This window comes from Bacillus sp. FSL R5-0659 (assembly GCF_038008785.1).
Taxonomy (GTDB): Bacteria; Bacillota; Bacilli; order Bacillales; family Bacillaceae; genus Bacillus; species Bacillus safensis.
The window spans coordinates 2,704,398-2,719,044 of record NZ_JBBOZU010000001.1; the positions used below are offsets into that span (position 1 = coordinate 2,704,398).

A 14,647-nucleotide genomic window follows, 5' to 3' on the forward strand; every position below is an offset into this window, starting at 1 on the left:
CCTCCATTAATAAATATCATCAATCTCAAAAACGAATTCGATGTCGCCGTCTTTTTGTTTGTCTGTCATGGTGCGGATAGCGGTGAATTTGCCGTCTTCGTCGACAAGTGCTAGTTCGTTGATCACTTCTCCTGCCAGTTCTCCTTCGGCGATCGTGCAGGTGTAGCGAATTTTTGCTGGTTCCATGAAGGTAAATGAATCAATATTTTTTTGGACCAGTTCCTTTTTAAGTGCTTGTTCGGTACCATCGAGAGAGATCGGTTTTCCATCCTTCGTTCCCCCATTTCCAAATGCCATTTTGACGACTTTTGTGAGTTTTGTTCCTTCTGCTCTTGCCTTTGCCATTTGTTGACGTGCATACAGTGTTGTTACGGTTAATTGATCAGCCATTGTGATCCTCCTTATAGCTCTATTTTTTTAGAAGTTGCTGCGAGCATTTTTGATCCGTCCAGCGGAACAGATCCATCAAGAATCCAGTAATGGTCCTTGATTAGTAAGCTTCCACCCTGCTCAGTTTGGACATGTACTGGCAGACGGAATGTCATCTTCTTTTTGGTTTGATGCTGAAGATGATTTTTTGTGCGTAAAGTCAATGCCGCTCCTTGCTTCGTTTCATGTACCGCTCCAGTCATGACATAGTTCATGCGCTGTGCTGTTTCCGACTGATGTTGAAGCCGCATTCTCATGTTTAATGAATGCCGAAAACGAGCAGGCACATCCGTTGTACCTCGTGTTCCACTGAGATAAAACGTACCATTTAAGACAAATTCACCATTGAGTAAAATCGGGATATGATCGAAAAAACCCACCTTGCTTCGCAGTGTGAGCCTCACGTGATGATCATTTTTTTCATGTACGTCGGTATGATGAAAAGCCGTGAACGTATAAGCCAAGTGAGCAGGCTTTAACGTTTCAAGAATTTCTACAATATATCTCGTGTTTTGCAGATCATCAAGGTTCACACGTAAGGCGAAGTGATAACGATTGGTTGTGAGACGGATGACAGCACTTGGATTTTTGAGAAAGCGATTCACTGATTTCTCTAATGAAAGATACGTGATTGGCGGAATATTTGACATCATATTGAGTAAGCGTGCCCTGCGCAGTTCAATTGAATCATCTGATTCCCGCTGCACCTTCAGCATCCTTTCCCATCTATTCAATCCCCATGTCGCTGTTAAAGGAAAGAACTGATCCGTTAAATCGAAAATGGATTCGTCCAATTGCTCAAATTCCGGTGCCTCTGTCTTGAGCAGGTGATCCACTTCATAAATTTCTGTAAAATATGGCGGCAAATAGTTTTTCATTTCATCCTGTTTGCTCAATAACCTTCACCTGCCTAAGACGCGGAATTTCAATGTCCTGTAATACTAAGTTTTTCGACTCGCCATTCAATAACACATCTGCATAATCTGACACACTTTCTGAATGATACAGAATATCATTTAAGGCGGACATTCGAATGGTACTCTTTTCAAATGCGATTGATTTCAACAACGTCTTGACCTTTTCTTCTATTTCTTTCTGAGCTCCTTCAAGGGTCCAGTCCATTTGAAGTTCGACAGTCACTTCTATGTCGATATCCAGCCATTTGGCGCTTTCAACGGTTGCTTTTGAACCGATAGGCGCTTGTCCTTCTCCTTCACCTGGCACTGGGTCGATATATTCCTGTACCCTTTTGACAAGAAGGTCTGATGCAACATCTAGATTGCCATCTGTGATGACGATTTTGACCGTCCCTTCTCCGTTCCAAAGCGGGAACACTTTCGCTCTGCCAACACCGGCTACTTCCTCAGCCCATTTTTTATAATGTGCCCTGTTGGCACTGACAGCCTCTCGCCTCGCACGTATTAAATATCGATCGTATAATGAAGCGTCATCTTCCTCCTCTTGACCAGGTATTACCAGTTCTTTCATCGTAATCGATTCAAGTCCTGGAATTGTATCAAGTGACAGCAGCGGCTGATCTGTTAATTGAACATTGCCTGCTTTACCAGGTGTCTCGCATTCTAGCGTGCCATCCTTCGAATATTGGAAATAAACGTCTTCAATAAAAAAACGTGAGCCAGCTGGAATGTTGATATTCTCTGGCTGAATGGCCGCTGACCAAACCGCTTTAGTGGCTGGTTTTCTTTCAATTCCTACTTCAGCAGCCCGCCGATCTAGAAACTCTCCTTGTGCTGTATCTGCAAAGACCAGCTCAAACACTTGATCAAGCCAAATATAGGATTGGGCCAGTTCAGCAGCAGCAGGTGCCAAGGCATTCCAAATCACGCTGTTTTCTCTTTTATCTATATCATCTGGCAGTCTGTCCAGCATTCTTTCCATTAATGCTTCGTACGTCTGTTCCTCAAACATCGCCCTCCATCACCTCCTCTATTTCTAATGTTCCCTCATCTGTGACAATAGCTAATTTGACATGAAACGAGTCATTTTGCTTTGTGACCTCTAACTCTTCAATATGATCAATCCGCTCGTCAACGAGCAGTGCCTCCTCTAGCAGCCTTGGAATCTCCATTTCTTTGTATTCATCCGTGGCTTCTGTATCCGTCAACAGCTCCTGAATTTCTGTGCCAATGTCGTGGCTGTAGATAGGATGTGCATATCGCTCTGTCCTAAGTGTCATATAAATAAATTGCCGGATTGCTTCAATACCTGAAATGGTTTCGCCTGTCAGTCTGCCAGTTTCAAAATCTATTCGATACGTCGTCGAGGTTTCGACCTCTTCGTCTTCTTCTATTTCCTCGATTTCTTCCTCTGGTGAAAGTGCCACGTTCATCACCTCCTTTACAATTTGTCGATGATGTAAAAGGACTGCCCTCCTGCCATTGCAAGCACCATAATACTGTCTCCTCTTTTCAGCTCATCATCCTCACCCTTATTTAAGCGCTTCGGCCAAATCAGTAATTCTTCTGGAATGGTCAGCTTATGATTTTCATTTAATCGGATGCTCAGCGGGGAAACCGCCGTGACTTCTCCAATGACAAGTTCGATTGGAGATTCCGCGTCTACTGCATTCACTGCCAATCGTTTAATCGCTTCACTTAATCTCACGCTTGATCACCCTTTGGCATTGAATTTTTCTCAACAACATCAATTGTCATGGTGTGTTTCACCCCACTGAATTCATGTTTGTCTTGATCGATCCAGTAAGTTTTTTTTACGTTGATTTCAGGAATTTTCAAATAGATTGGGAGACCGCTTTGCAGCTCAGGAATTCCTAGCGCTTGGATGCTTTTGACTTCTTGTTTGACGCCTTTTTTCTCTGCCAGCCGTACTTTGGCTCTCTTTTGCAGCTGCGGCTGGTTAATTTGCCCCGTGACTGTCTCAACATGCTGTAAAATACCGTATTTATTCTGACCGGCTTTATCCTGTTCGACCACAACAATCTCTGATTTACTGCCTTTTTTCTTATTTTTCCCCTGTTCATCAGCAGACGTACGCATCTTAACACGAGTGGCTGTCTCTTCAATCGAGGTGTTGTATTGATAGCTGATGAGATTGACACCTGATTCAATGACCCATACGTCCTCTGGATCAGGCCAGGCTCTCAGCCCCATCTTGCCTTTAGCAGAATAGATTTGATAGTTTCTTCCCGTTTGCCGCTTCGTTTCTTTCAATGCTTTCAATATCATGTCATACAAACTCGTATCATTTTTAAAGACTAGTGATTTGATGACATGTCCTGTATTGGCGATAGAAGTCATTGGAATTTGAAAGTCAGCTCCAATCCGCCTTAAGATTTGATCTGCTCTTTGATTTGAAAAAACATAGACATCTTGGTTTTTCACCAAATATTGAAGCATATCGTATGCGGTAAAGGTCATCTTCCCTTCAACAGGTGTCCGGGAAAAAACGATGCCTCTAAAAAGCTCTTTTCCTTTCCATTTAAAAAGAACCGTGTCCCCTTCCGAGACACGGTAATATGTTTGACTGCCTTGTTTAGTGATAATATTTGCTTGAATAGAGCGAGGGGCTTGATACCTTTGCCCCTGAAGTGTCACACTCTCTGTGACAAGCTCATACATGGTGCCGCTTCTGATGGCAAAAAGCTCGATCAATGCCAGCCCCCCTATTGTGGTATTTTTAACCTTTGTCCAGGGAAAATCCAATGCCCCGGCTGCTTAATATTACGTCTGCTACGTTTAATCATCGCTAATTTATTTGCATTCCAAATACGCCGCCATTTTGTACTGTCGCCATAAAACCTGCCAGAAATGGCCCATAGCGTATCCCCTTTTTTGACGGTGTACATTTTTGGTGGTGTTTTTGAAGGCCGTTTCTTTTTCGTTTGTTTTGCTTTTTTCTTTCGTTTGATTTTCCTAGGCGATGCAGTTTTATATTCCTTTAACTCGATCGTAAATTCACGATCTCCAATATCATATGACCCTTCCTTGTGGGTGAAGCTTTCAATGCTGCACGTCATGTTGATTTTTGTCCCAGTTACAATCAATCGCACGGATTTCTTAGAACGCATCATTCGTTCAATTTTCGCAATTGCATTCTCTGGTGATGGAATGCCTTTATATTCAGCAATCGGCGAATATTTCTTAGGAAATAATGAGGTGAATGATACTTGTTTAGCCGATGGTACGTCAATAAAAGTCAGTTCTCCAAAAGAGGCAACCTTCACTGTTTCATTTTGTACGTTATTTGTGATTTCGAGTTCGGATGGAAGGACAGGGAATCGCAACTTGTCCTTTCCTTGGGAAATCCACAATTGATATACTGATTTACCCATCGATCACGACCCCCTTCGTTCCTGTATGAAGCTCTACTTCCAGTTCATCTACAAGCATTTGTTTAATTTTTTCGACTAGCGATTGCTGATCTTGTCCATTATGGAAATGCTGATCGCCATTGAATTGAATTGTAATTTGTTTATTACCTGACGATGTTGTACTACCAGCAGACTGAGCTGAGGTGACTTGCTGCATCTGTGCTTCTGGTAAAGGAGCAGATGCATTTGATGGATCATATACTTGCATCCCAAGCGCCTTGGCTGCCTGCGTCAATAAATACCTTCCTCGAATGCCTCTTTCTTCTGGAATAATCCATTCACGTTTGTTTCCTTCACCAACTCTAGCAACCTGCTCCTGAGTAATCAGTCCGCCATTTGCGTAGCCTTTATAAGGACCGCCTCTTCTCATACTTCGTAATCCCGGCGTGTTGAAGACTGTTCCATATCTGCCCTTAATGTAGTTAATGGCTGCTACGGCATTATGAATTGGGTTCCAAATGTCATTCATGCCCTTGCCTTTATTGGCGTTAAACGTCGTTCCAATGGTTTGCATTAAGCCTTTAGAAGGTGTTCCCTTTTTGGCATTGGAATCCCATAAGTTGATCGCTCTCGGATCTCCATGTGACTCATTCTGCGCGATGGTCATCAGACCTGGAAGCCAGCTCATAGATGTACCAGTTGCCATGATAGCCGCCATGAGCCATTGCTTCACATTAAGATTTGAAGCTCCCATGCCGCTGAAGGCTCCAATTAATGAACCAGCCTGATTCTCAGCAAATTTTTTCACATCAACTGAGTCGAGCCCTTTGACGACACCGATTGATGCAAATTTCCCAAGACTCATCATGACGCGTGAAGGGGAGTGAATGTCTAATTCCTCTCTAAACGCCTGCTCTACTTTCTTCGCCATTTCTTTGGCCGCCTGCGTGACTTCGCTTCCTTTGGAACGCATGCCGCTGTTAAAGGCGTCAATCATTCCTGAGCCCCAGCTTGGTGATTCTTGTTTTGCTTGCAGGAATGGTTGTTTGATATGTTGATCTACGTATAAGTTTGTGCCAGTTGATGTAGCATTTTGACCTGCTGCAAAACCTCTCACCGTCCCAGTGCCCCAAGTTGGTGATGTTGTCATTACTTGTTGGTATGGTGTTTTTACACGACTTTGCAAGAAGCTGGCTGTACCTGTTGGTGTCATCTGCTGACCATTTGCAAAGGCTGAAACCGTTTGTTGACCATACTTTCCTGAGTCTGATGTCAATTGACCAAAAGGCTGCTGAATATTCTTTTGTTTCCATTGATCAAGGGAAATTACTTTACGATTTAACCCTTGTTCAAAATCGTCATTAAATTGCTCGCCAATGCTAGAGGCCTGAATGTCCCCAGTCATCGAGACCGATCCGTCTATTGAACCGACAGAAGATGATGCAGCTACTGCTGTAGGAGCTGGAGAGCTTGATACTTGATTTCCAGCTGCTCCACTTGGCATAACAGACATTCCAAGATGAGAAGCGGCCTGAGCAAGCAGCATCTTTCCGCGTCCTCGGTTATTTTGAGTTGGAATAATAAATTCGTTACCTGCTTCACCAACCCATGATAAGGTTGGCTGGGTGATATAGCCGCCTGTGGCTTTTTTATCAGGGGTTCCAAAGACTTGTTTCAATACAAAATCAACCCCACCGCTAGCCTTATTAAACAAATCTTTGACCCAGCCAAACGCTTTAGAAAACCCATCACCAATAGCTTCTGCTACTTTTACAATCGGCTTTTGAATGTTGTCCTCAAACCATTTGGATAACCCATCCCATATATCTGTCACGACTTTATACGCTTCTTCAAACTTTTCCCCGATACCATCTTTAATGGTTCCTACGGTATCTACAAGTGGATTCCACACATTTTCCATAAACCATGTCGATACAGCACCAAAGATTGATTGTATCTTTTTCCATGCATTTGATAATGCTGTCCAAATCCCTGTAGCGACTGTAACAACTGTGCTGCTTAGTGGCGTCCAGACGTTCTCGATAAACCACCCTGCTACTGCACTGAATGTTTCTTGAATCCATGTCCAGGCATTGACTAGGCTTGACCAGATGGTCGTTGCTACCGTAACGACTGTGCTGCTTAGCGGCGTCCAAACGTTCTCGATAAACCACCCTGCTACTGCACTGAATGTTTCTTGGATCCACGTCCAGGCATTGACTAGGCTTGACCAGATGGTCGTTGCTACCGTAACGACTGTACCGCTTAACGGTGTCCAGACGTTTTCAATAAACCACCCTGCAACTGTACTGAATGTTTCTTGGATCCATGTCCAGGCATTGACTAAACTCGACCAGATGGATGATGCTACTGTGACAACCGTGCTGCTTAATGGTGTCCAGACATTTTCTGTGAACCAAGTCGCAACTGTTGACCAAACTTCAACAATTTGGTCTTTGATTTCAATGGCTTTTTGGCCAATCTTTTCAAATCCGCCGCCATCAAACCATTTTCCGATCGTTTCACCGATAGATTCGCCGCCCATACTTCCAGCAATGCCGCCTACAAGACCGCCGATGGCTGTACCTACTCCTGGAACTACGCTTCCAATAGCTGCACCTGCTGCTGCACCTGCCATCCCGCCGGCGATACCACCTCCAGTCGTACCGATCTTTTCACCAGCATTCTCTTTTTTCATACCGATTAAATTTGTTGCACTAAGTAAACCACCTAGAATAGGTACTTTCTTTAATAATTTACCGCTCCCTTTACCGATATTTTTCACCGCATCCCCTAGTCCACTTAACCCCTTGCCACCTTTCATTAGACCCGTAAGGCCACCAACTGAAGCTGCGATACCCGCACCTTTCTTTAGTCCACTAGGGATTTTTCCAAATAACTTACCTGCATTTGTTTTCAGTTTCCCTAATTTACTTGGAGGCCTTCTATTCATTTCGGTTCTTGATGTGGCATTTGGATTTGTTGGTCGTCTCGGTGAACGGCCATTTCTCGCTTTAGTAGATCCTCGGCTGCTTATACCTCTTGCACAACAAGGGCAACAACTACTGCGAAACAAACCTTTTCCACCTCGCGGCTTAGGCTGCGTTTTAGGAGCCGAATTAGATGGTGTTGATGTTGGTGCAGTTGTCGGAGCTGTTGTTGGTGCTGTTGTTGGCGCTGTTGTTGGCGCTGTTGTTGGTGCCGGAGTGGTACTGCTATTTTCACTTGATTGATCACTTGTACCAAAGAGGCGATCTAATCCAGTCTTCACCCATTGATCTAGTTTTTTTTCAGGATTAAATTTAATCTTCTCTTTAATTCTTCCGACCACATCTTGTTTGTACTCTTCCATTTTATTTTCAACCCAAGGAAGCGCTTTTTCATCCCAAAACTTTCTAGGACTCAATTTTTCCTTCACTTTGTCTGCAACGTCACCTGCATATTTTTGAATTTCATTTAATCCTTTATTGGCAAAGTTCTGTAGCAAACTCTGTTTAGGTTCATCCGTTTTAGCTGATGGACTAGCAGCCTCAGGCTCTTTTTTTATGGTTTTTTCTTTCACAACAGACTCTGCCTGATCTCGTTTTTTCAGCTTACTTTTTGCATTGTCTTGAACTGACACTCTGATTTCGTGTTTGGACATCGTCAAGCTTTTGAGTGTCTTTTTGATTCGTTGAATTGCTGCGGTGGCTTGGTCAACCATGTTTAATCGCATATAGTACGTTCTGTTGATGAGCTGAAGGATTGATTTTTTGATTGATGATATTTTACCTGATAATTGATCGTTCAATTTAAACGTCATCATCATGGGACTTGTCCCCACTTGTCTCAAACGATCTATGCTGGTTTTAATGACATCCAGTCCCTTTGCTTGAATGGATATGACCATATAATTCGGTAACATATTTAACTGATTTTTTAATGATTTTAGATCACGATAGATTCCCTGATCCAGCGTCATGGAAACAGCTGAAATTTTCCGGAGTGATAAAGTGAGATTTCTCAGCTTCTTTTCATCCATTTCTAGGCTTATTTTCACCGGTTTTCTAAATGGTTTGAGCTGCTTCTCAAACGTTTGAAACCGTTTTTGAATGCGTAATAGCTTTTTCGACACCCGGTCTTCTAATTCAAATCGCGCTGTAAGTTTCGCCATTTACTTACCTCCTTTCTTTGCTTCTTTTTCTAACATGTCTAGTTTGTAGCTGATCAGTCCGAAAAGGAATGCTTTGAATGGTCTTGGTGATTCGTATAAATCAAGGAGTTCAGATGGGGAGTAGTGAAGTTCGTGCATCGCGTAATATAAAAACACGGCTTCTTTATCCCCATCTTTTATTAGTTTTTTGCTGCTTCTTCTAAATCTTCAATTTCATCTTCGAATCCGTTGATTTCGATCGCTTTGTTTAACCAGTTCGCATATTCACCGCCAACTGACAGGACACGTTTTGCTACTTCAACTGGATCTTGTGTGCTGTAGGCTTCTCTTAATTCCTTTGAACGGAAATCTGGGTAAATCGTCGATTCAATTGCAATACGTGCGTAGAAGCGCTGGCTGTCTAAGTCTTTTACACGTCCTCTGCCTTTGACATTTTTGAAGGTTGTGTTTTCTTTTTCCAGTTCATCAATACGTTCAGTTGTAATAGCTTTAAAGACAAAAGGAATGACATTCCCTTTTTTATCAACAAAACGCTTAGAAATCGGTACTTTGACTTCTTCCGCTTCTACTGTTTGTCCTGGCATAAAAAATGAAAGATCAAATGTTTGTTTTTCACTCATGTTTAAAAACTCCCTTTGTTATGTTTTTTTGAATGCAAAAAAGCACATCCATTTTTTGAATGTGCTTTCCAATCTTTTCATGTATAATTTTAATTGTACAATTGAATGGCTTGCTCAAGGGCGTCTGGCTCATCCCCGATAGGAAGGGGGTGATGCATATGTCAACATTTGAAGCGATTTCCCTCATGTTTTTATTCGGGATGTTTATCCTTACTTTGTTGACGTATATAAACAAAAAATAGACTCCCCTTGAGCTTTGGACGGTTGAAGGGGAAGTCTATCCTAAAAACTATCTAAATTGATTAGCCAGCCCCTTTGAGGGCCTCATTGTACATTGCCGGGATGTTAGAGCATCCTGGCTTTTTTATTGTATGCAAATAGCTTTGCATGTAAACATATTTTAATGAATCGAATACAAGACGCTGCCAGACGAAATTTAGACGGCTTAAAGACGGCTGTATTACAACTGCATTATAGCATATTCAGTTTTTAATTTGCTAATTAATTAGCTGATTTCCTCCACTTTTCTTAGAAAGTATTCTTCAGCTTCTCAGGAAGATCAAAGTCTTCAAACGTGAAAGGAACTTCTTCTTCAAGCGCCTCTGAATCAACATCCAATCCAGCGATTTTAGCTGAATCAAAGTTGACATCAAATAATGTCACACGCTCAGTGCCACGGCCTGATGATTTATCGTCAATGACAGCTTGAAGAGTGAAATATGGATCTTCTCCTTTTTTCACGTAATTGAGCATCAATTGAACGAAACGAGATGTAACTTTATAAAAGGTTGCCGTTCCTGTTCCGTTTGCTCCCGTTGTTTTATGACCAGTCATTCGGCGGCCCATGACGTTCACTTCTGATTTGTTTTTCTCCACGTTTGCTTCGAAGGTTTTGATAAATGCAAGCTCCTCACCTTCTAAGAAAAGACGACCTTCTTTACCTGAAATTGTATTTTGCGCTTTAAAAGCCATCTTACTTCACCTCCACATTGAAATAGAATTTTTCTGCTGCATCTACTGGTTGAACCGCTAAATCGATGATAAATCCATCACGATCTTCATTGAGGCCGATCACGATATCTGTTTCTGAGTTAAAGCCTGTAATGCCGCTGCCATCTTGAAGCTGTGTGAGATACTGGGTAATCAGTGTTTTCACAAGCTGCACACCATCATCTGATGCTGGAATGTCATTGCCATTGGCTTTGCGTAATTTAATCAGATTTTTTAATTCGAAAGTTAAATCATTGTTGATCGCATCAAGCACACGAATGATTTTGTTTTTCGCCATTTGCTGGTTCTTTTCAGCTGTGAAGCTTGTCAAAGAGTTAATATCTTTTTCAACACTCACAGTACGATCTCTCGCATCAAAGGTGAAAATAAACTCCCCTTGTGATAATCGGTATTCTACTTGATCATTGTCAAGGCGTTCTAATGTATCGACTGCTCCTTCGTATTCAACAAAGGTGAGTGACTGATTGAAGTTTGCTCCGGCACTTGCACCTGCGACCCATGCTGTTGTTTGAGCAGGTGTTAGTTCTGTTCCATCTTCGAGTACAACACCGCTTGTCACATTGATGATTCCTTCTTGGTCAGCTGCGTAATTAGCCACAACCCCTTGCACCTTACGTCCTTGCTTATCACGTAAACGCTCGATAAATGAAGCGAAGGTTGCTTTTAATTGCTCACTATTATCGACTGGAAGGGCAATGACATCGAAGTATTCTGTTTCTGCTGCTTCTAGGAAAGCTGTATAATCTGCAACACTTGCCACGCCGTTTTTCCCGCCGCTTAGTGCCACACCAGCTGTGATGACTGCTTCACCTTCACCAGAAAATTGAACGTACTTGTTTTTCACAAGATCTTTGACATCAGTGACAACCTGTTTGTCCACAATATCTGTTCCCAGATAAGTGATAACATCGCGCTTTGTGCTATCAAGTACATTTTCTGCCACTTGTACTGTGATCTCATTTCCTTTTAGGCCGCCATAATTTGCTGTGACCACAAAGTTTTCAGCAATTTCAGCTTTAGCCGGCTCCCCTTCATTTAAGCGGTAAAGCAAGACCGTTTGCGCTTTTTTCTTTGCTTCACGGAAAAGAAGAAGTGACTTATCATCAATGTTAAGTCCAACCTTCTTATTTAAGTCTTCCATATTTGAAACGGAAATAAAGGTTTTTGGTTCTCCCCAGCTCATCACAAGAGGAAGTGCCACCGTACCTCGGTCACCTAAAGTAATTCGCTGCTCTGCTGTTGTTTTAAAATTAAAGTAAATGCCAGGACGCTTTTTCTCTGTACCTGGTGTAAAAGTGCCTCCGTTCATCCTTTAAACCTCCTTGGACAAAAAAGCATCAATGTGCTTTTTTGCTTCTGTTTTTGTAATTGGTTGATCTTTGATATAAAAAAGAGCGCCTTCAAGGATTTCTGGTTTGACCCCAAAAAGATCCTTGCTGTGCTCCTTTAAGGCTTCAAATGAAAAGCCAAATTCTTTTTCTTCGCCGGCTGTTTGAGCGGGCTGTGCATTTTTAGTCTTGCTCACGTTTGATCACCCCATCTGAAAAGTTGATATCTTCAAGGCTTGCCTGTTTGTCCCGGTTGTACCAATAGCTGCTATCCCATGTCAGGACAATCGCTGCTACGCCTTGATCTATCATTCTTGTTTCCACTCTTTTTATGCGGACATAATCATCAAGCACCTCTCCGTCTTCACTCATCATCTGAATGATTTGACGATCAGCAAGCAATGCATCAACGATTGTTTCTGCCGCATCATGTGCTTTTTCTGTATCAATATGAAAGACTTTCACTTGTAGCGAATAAGATTTCATAAAGGTAGAAACCGTATCTGGACCACTGATCACTGTCACAGGCGGCACATAAACAGATGGCACTTGAAAGCGTTCTGGCAAAAGACGATCATACATTGTCACAGGAAAGTGTGTGTAGATATAATGCATGATTGCCCCGACTTCTTGATTCATTCCATCACCTCCCAAAATGTCGATCGAACCAGCTTTGCAGCTTTCGATCCAGCGACTGTTCAAACATTTGCTCATAGAGCATGACAGCATGATCCCAGTAGCCATTGCCATCAATCCATTGAGAGGCAAGCATCATTCCTGTACTTGCATTCGGATCATATTCAAAGCGGCTGCCAATCCATCTGCCAGACACCCATCTTCGCTCTCCACTTGAAGAAGTGGCATGTCCGTCATTGACATAGGAGGCATATTCAAGCTGCGTTCCCACTTCAAGTGTGAGACCGCCTTTTGACATGAGAAAATGATTCTCCTTCTCGCCTAGTGTAAAGGATCTTAGAAGCCGTCCTGTATCAACAGCATTCTCCTTGATTAATTCATCCTGAATGATGTCTAAAAACTGTAGGCCCATGTCCTCCAGCCAATCTTGGTATTCTGTCTTTAAGCCGCCATCACACGCTGTCTGCAGTTGTGAAATCAGCCGTCCAAGTCCATCAATTTTCATAGATTTTCCTTCCTGACTGCCATCACTTCGATGTGATGATTTTTCACCTTTTTAGGCTGCTGTAATTTGAGTGACACGCCATTCCACACCATTTTGTCATGCAAGCGAATATCACTTCCTAAAGGAAAATGGACAAGATAGGATTGATAAATGACTGTATTCGGCTCTTCTTGCACAAGTGACTGGTTCTTTTCTATGACATAACAAGCTAGATCGGTCAGGCTGGGAGCATCGGGATAGGAAAGTGTCATTTGTAAATCATCAGCTGGAATTCCAAATTTCCCGCGCGCAGACTCCTTATGTTCAAGGTGAAAAAGATCACAGCGATCTGTTAATAGAGATTGATAGCTCATAATGATCTCACCTTTAGTTTGGCACTGCCGGCAGTCAATGTTGGTTCAATGTAATCTACAAGCAGGGCATATACATAGGGTCTGCCTTTCACTTGATCAGCTGCCTTTGCATATGAATAATCGCCCATTTTCTCTGACGTAAAGCCTTTCATCATAGATTCGTCATCATTCAGCATGGCAAAATATTGGGCCATTTTTAATAATGCGATTCTTGCTTTTTCAGGGAGAGGCTGATATTTTTCGCTTGAGAAATCGTGACCTACGATCTGAAATACCGCAGCTTCTGCTTCGATAATATCTGCTGTCAGTCTTTCTACAGATCGATTTTTCACACGATCAAATACAGAATAGGCCTGCAGTTCTTCAGCAGAAATGATCATGGTCTGCCGTCACCTACTCTTTCACTTTCATCACTTTTGCTACAGCATCCTCTTCCTCAAATTTGCTGTCTAGCTTCGCTGTGAGGACAATAATAAATTTACGGCTGCGAATATCTTTTTCTACTTCAATTCGAATATTTCGAGAGAAACCTACGATAATATTTTTAGGATGTGTCAGCAAAATATCTGATACGTCTGTTCCCGCTTCGTCATATGGCTGCATATTGGCAAGACCTTTGACCGGCACACCGAATGCAGAAGAAAGTCCGCCTTGAATGGCCGCATCTCCAAGGCCCGTCTGACGGTTTGCTACTTGATCCTTCCACTCAACTTCTAAGCTTGGGGATGTGTAGAAACGGAAATCCTGAGGGACGCGTAAATATTTTGACGGCATCGCTTTATAAGCTTGCTTAAACATTTGGCGGCTAATTTCCGCTCCGTTTGCATCTACGATATGAGATACTGCTTGTTTTCTCACGCCATCCATTTGAGCTAAAAATGGATCTGCTGAAGTCGTATCGCCATTGACGATGAGCTCTTCAATGTCAACGGCTGCTCGTTCAGCGAGCATTTGCATAATCGTCTGTTGAATGCCGTCTTTCTCAATATTGTTTTCAATGCTGTCGTAGGTCATGTGGATCTCTGCGATAACCTCTTTCGCATTTAGCTGGACAGTGCTTGTCGCTGGGACAACACGGTCTTTCGCATCAAGCGCTTTTCCTTCTTCTGCTGAGCGCAAAATACGCTGGCCAAAGCCGATTTTTTCGATTTTTTGTGAATCACTTTCCATTGGAATGATACGTGCATCATTTAAAACGGTTGGTGTATTTTGCATCATTCTAATGAATGTGTTGGATTGGGTTGCGTTCATGAGACCGCCGGTTTTTAAGCTGGCAAGTGTCATTTCGGCCTTGCGAATCAACTCTTGATTTCTCACACTG

19 protein-coding genes are annotated in these 14,647 nt (G+C 42.5%); 1 reads left to right on the forward strand and 18 read right to left on the reverse strand.

The features are described from left to right. Window positions 1-6: 6 nt before the first annotated feature. Genes NSQ72_RS13970 through NSQ72_RS14015 form a run of 10 tightly spaced genes read right to left on the reverse strand, consistent with a single transcriptional unit; the run spans window position 7 to window position 9,493 of the window. The gene (locus NSQ72_RS13970; RefSeq protein WP_047203992.1) at window positions 7-390 is read right to left on the reverse strand and encodes a phage tail-collar fiber domain-containing protein; all 384 of its coding nucleotides are present in this window, start codon (window positions 388-390) and stop codon (window positions 7-9) included. Window positions 391-401: 11 nt separating this feature from the next. Next, window positions 402-1,325 (reverse strand): YmfQ family protein, encoded by a 924-nt coding sequence (locus NSQ72_RS13975; RefSeq protein ID WP_341084318.1) that lies wholly within the window; start codon window positions 1,323-1,325, stop codon window positions 402-404. After that, window positions 1,309-2,358 (reverse strand): baseplate J/gp47 family protein, encoded by a 1,050-nt coding sequence (locus tag NSQ72_RS13980; protein ID WP_341084320.1) that lies wholly within the window; start codon window positions 2,356-2,358, stop codon window positions 1,309-1,311. The genes NSQ72_RS13975 and NSQ72_RS13980 overlap by 17 nt, the downstream gene beginning before the upstream one ends. Then, the gene (locus NSQ72_RS13985) at window positions 2,351-2,773 is read right to left on the reverse strand and encodes a DUF2634 domain-containing protein (protein ID WP_024423252.1); all 423 of its coding nucleotides are present in this window, start codon (window positions 2,771-2,773) and stop codon (window positions 2,351-2,353) included. Before NSQ72_RS13985 ends, NSQ72_RS13980 begins: the two co-directional genes overlap by 8 nt. Window positions 2,774-2,787: 14 nt before the next feature. After that, window positions 2,788-3,054: a DUF2577 family protein gene (locus tag NSQ72_RS13990; protein ID WP_341084322.1), complete on the reverse strand. Its 267-nt coding sequence runs from the start codon at window positions 3,052-3,054 to the stop codon at window positions 2,788-2,790. After that, on the reverse strand, window positions 3,051-4,061 hold the full coding sequence (locus NSQ72_RS13995; protein WP_341084324.1) for an XkdQ/YqbQ family protein: 1,011 nt from the start codon (window positions 4,059-4,061) through the stop codon (window positions 3,051-3,053). The genes NSQ72_RS13990 and NSQ72_RS13995 overlap by 4 nt, the downstream gene beginning before the upstream one ends. Before the next feature lie 11 nt (window positions 4,062-4,072). Then, the gene (locus NSQ72_RS14000; protein WP_058838044.1) at window positions 4,073-4,741 is read right to left on the reverse strand and encodes a LysM peptidoglycan-binding domain-containing protein; all 669 of its coding nucleotides are present in this window, start codon (window positions 4,739-4,741) and stop codon (window positions 4,073-4,075) included. Further along, on the reverse strand, window positions 4,734-8,873 hold the full coding sequence (locus NSQ72_RS14005; RefSeq protein ID WP_341084325.1) for a transglycosylase SLT domain-containing protein: 4,140 nt from the start codon (window positions 8,871-8,873) through the stop codon (window positions 4,734-4,736). The genes NSQ72_RS14000 and NSQ72_RS14005 overlap by 8 nt, the downstream gene beginning before the upstream one ends. Next, window positions 8,874-9,011, reverse strand: a complete 138-nt coding sequence (locus tag NSQ72_RS14010; protein ID WP_095285871.1) for a hypothetical protein — start codon at window positions 9,009-9,011, stop codon at window positions 8,874-8,876. A 41-nt stretch (window positions 9,012-9,052) separates the two neighbouring features. Next, entirely contained in the window at window positions 9,053-9,493 is a 441-nt protein-coding gene (locus NSQ72_RS14015) for a phage tail assembly chaperone (protein ID WP_012011040.1), read from the reverse strand. Between the two features lie 185 nt (window positions 9,494-9,678). Between NSQ72_RS14015 and NSQ72_RS14020 the strand changes: the two genes are divergently transcribed. Further along, the gene (locus NSQ72_RS14020) at window positions 9,679-9,735 is read left to right on the forward strand and encodes a putative holin-like toxin (protein WP_231730857.1); all 57 of its coding nucleotides are present in this window, start codon (window positions 9,679-9,681) and stop codon (window positions 9,733-9,735) included. Window positions 9,736-10,021: 286 nt separating this feature from the next. Here NSQ72_RS14020 and NSQ72_RS14025 read toward each other — a convergent pair whose 3' ends face one another. Genes NSQ72_RS14025 through NSQ72_RS14060 form a run of 8 tightly spaced genes read right to left on the reverse strand, consistent with a single transcriptional unit; the run spans window position 10,022 to window position 14,643 of the window. Next, complete coding sequence (locus NSQ72_RS14025) at window positions 10,022-10,465, reverse strand: phage tail tube protein (RefSeq protein ID WP_024423257.1); 444 nt, start codon at window positions 10,463-10,465, stop codon at window positions 10,022-10,024. Between the two features lies 1 nt (window position 10,466). Next, a complete protein-coding gene (locus NSQ72_RS14030) occupies window positions 10,467-11,813 on the reverse strand; it encodes a phage tail sheath family protein (RefSeq protein WP_039180985.1) in 1,347 nt (448 codons plus the stop codon). Between the two features lie 3 nt (window positions 11,814-11,816). Then, window positions 11,817-12,029 (reverse strand): hypothetical protein, encoded by a 213-nt coding sequence (locus NSQ72_RS14035; RefSeq protein ID WP_039180988.1) that lies wholly within the window; start codon window positions 12,027-12,029, stop codon window positions 11,817-11,819. After that, window positions 12,016-12,471: a phage tail terminator family protein gene (locus NSQ72_RS14040; RefSeq protein ID WP_039180991.1), complete on the reverse strand. Its 456-nt coding sequence runs from the start codon at window positions 12,469-12,471 to the stop codon at window positions 12,016-12,018. The genes NSQ72_RS14035 and NSQ72_RS14040 overlap by 14 nt, the downstream gene beginning before the upstream one ends. 4 nt (window positions 12,472-12,475) lie before the next feature. After that, complete coding sequence (locus tag NSQ72_RS14045; RefSeq protein WP_341084326.1) at window positions 12,476-12,973, reverse strand: HK97 gp10 family phage protein; 498 nt, start codon at window positions 12,971-12,973, stop codon at window positions 12,476-12,478. Continuing rightward, window positions 12,970-13,326: a YqbH/XkdH family protein gene (locus NSQ72_RS14050; RefSeq protein ID WP_039180997.1), complete on the reverse strand. Its 357-nt coding sequence runs from the start codon at window positions 13,324-13,326 to the stop codon at window positions 12,970-12,972. The genes NSQ72_RS14045 and NSQ72_RS14050 overlap by 4 nt, the downstream gene beginning before the upstream one ends. Next, window positions 13,323-13,706 carry a protein YqbG gene (yqbG, locus tag NSQ72_RS14055; RefSeq protein WP_039181000.1) on the reverse strand — a complete coding sequence of 128 codons (384 nt, stop codon included), beginning with the start codon at window positions 13,704-13,706 and terminating at the stop codon, window positions 13,323-13,325. The genes NSQ72_RS14050 and yqbG overlap by 4 nt, the downstream gene beginning before the upstream one ends. Window positions 13,707-13,719: 13 nt before the next feature. Next, on the reverse strand, window positions 13,720-14,643 hold the full coding sequence (locus NSQ72_RS14060) for a phage major capsid protein (protein ID WP_341084328.1): 924 nt from the start codon (window positions 14,641-14,643) through the stop codon (window positions 13,720-13,722). Window positions 14,644-14,647 lie beyond the last annotated feature (4 nt).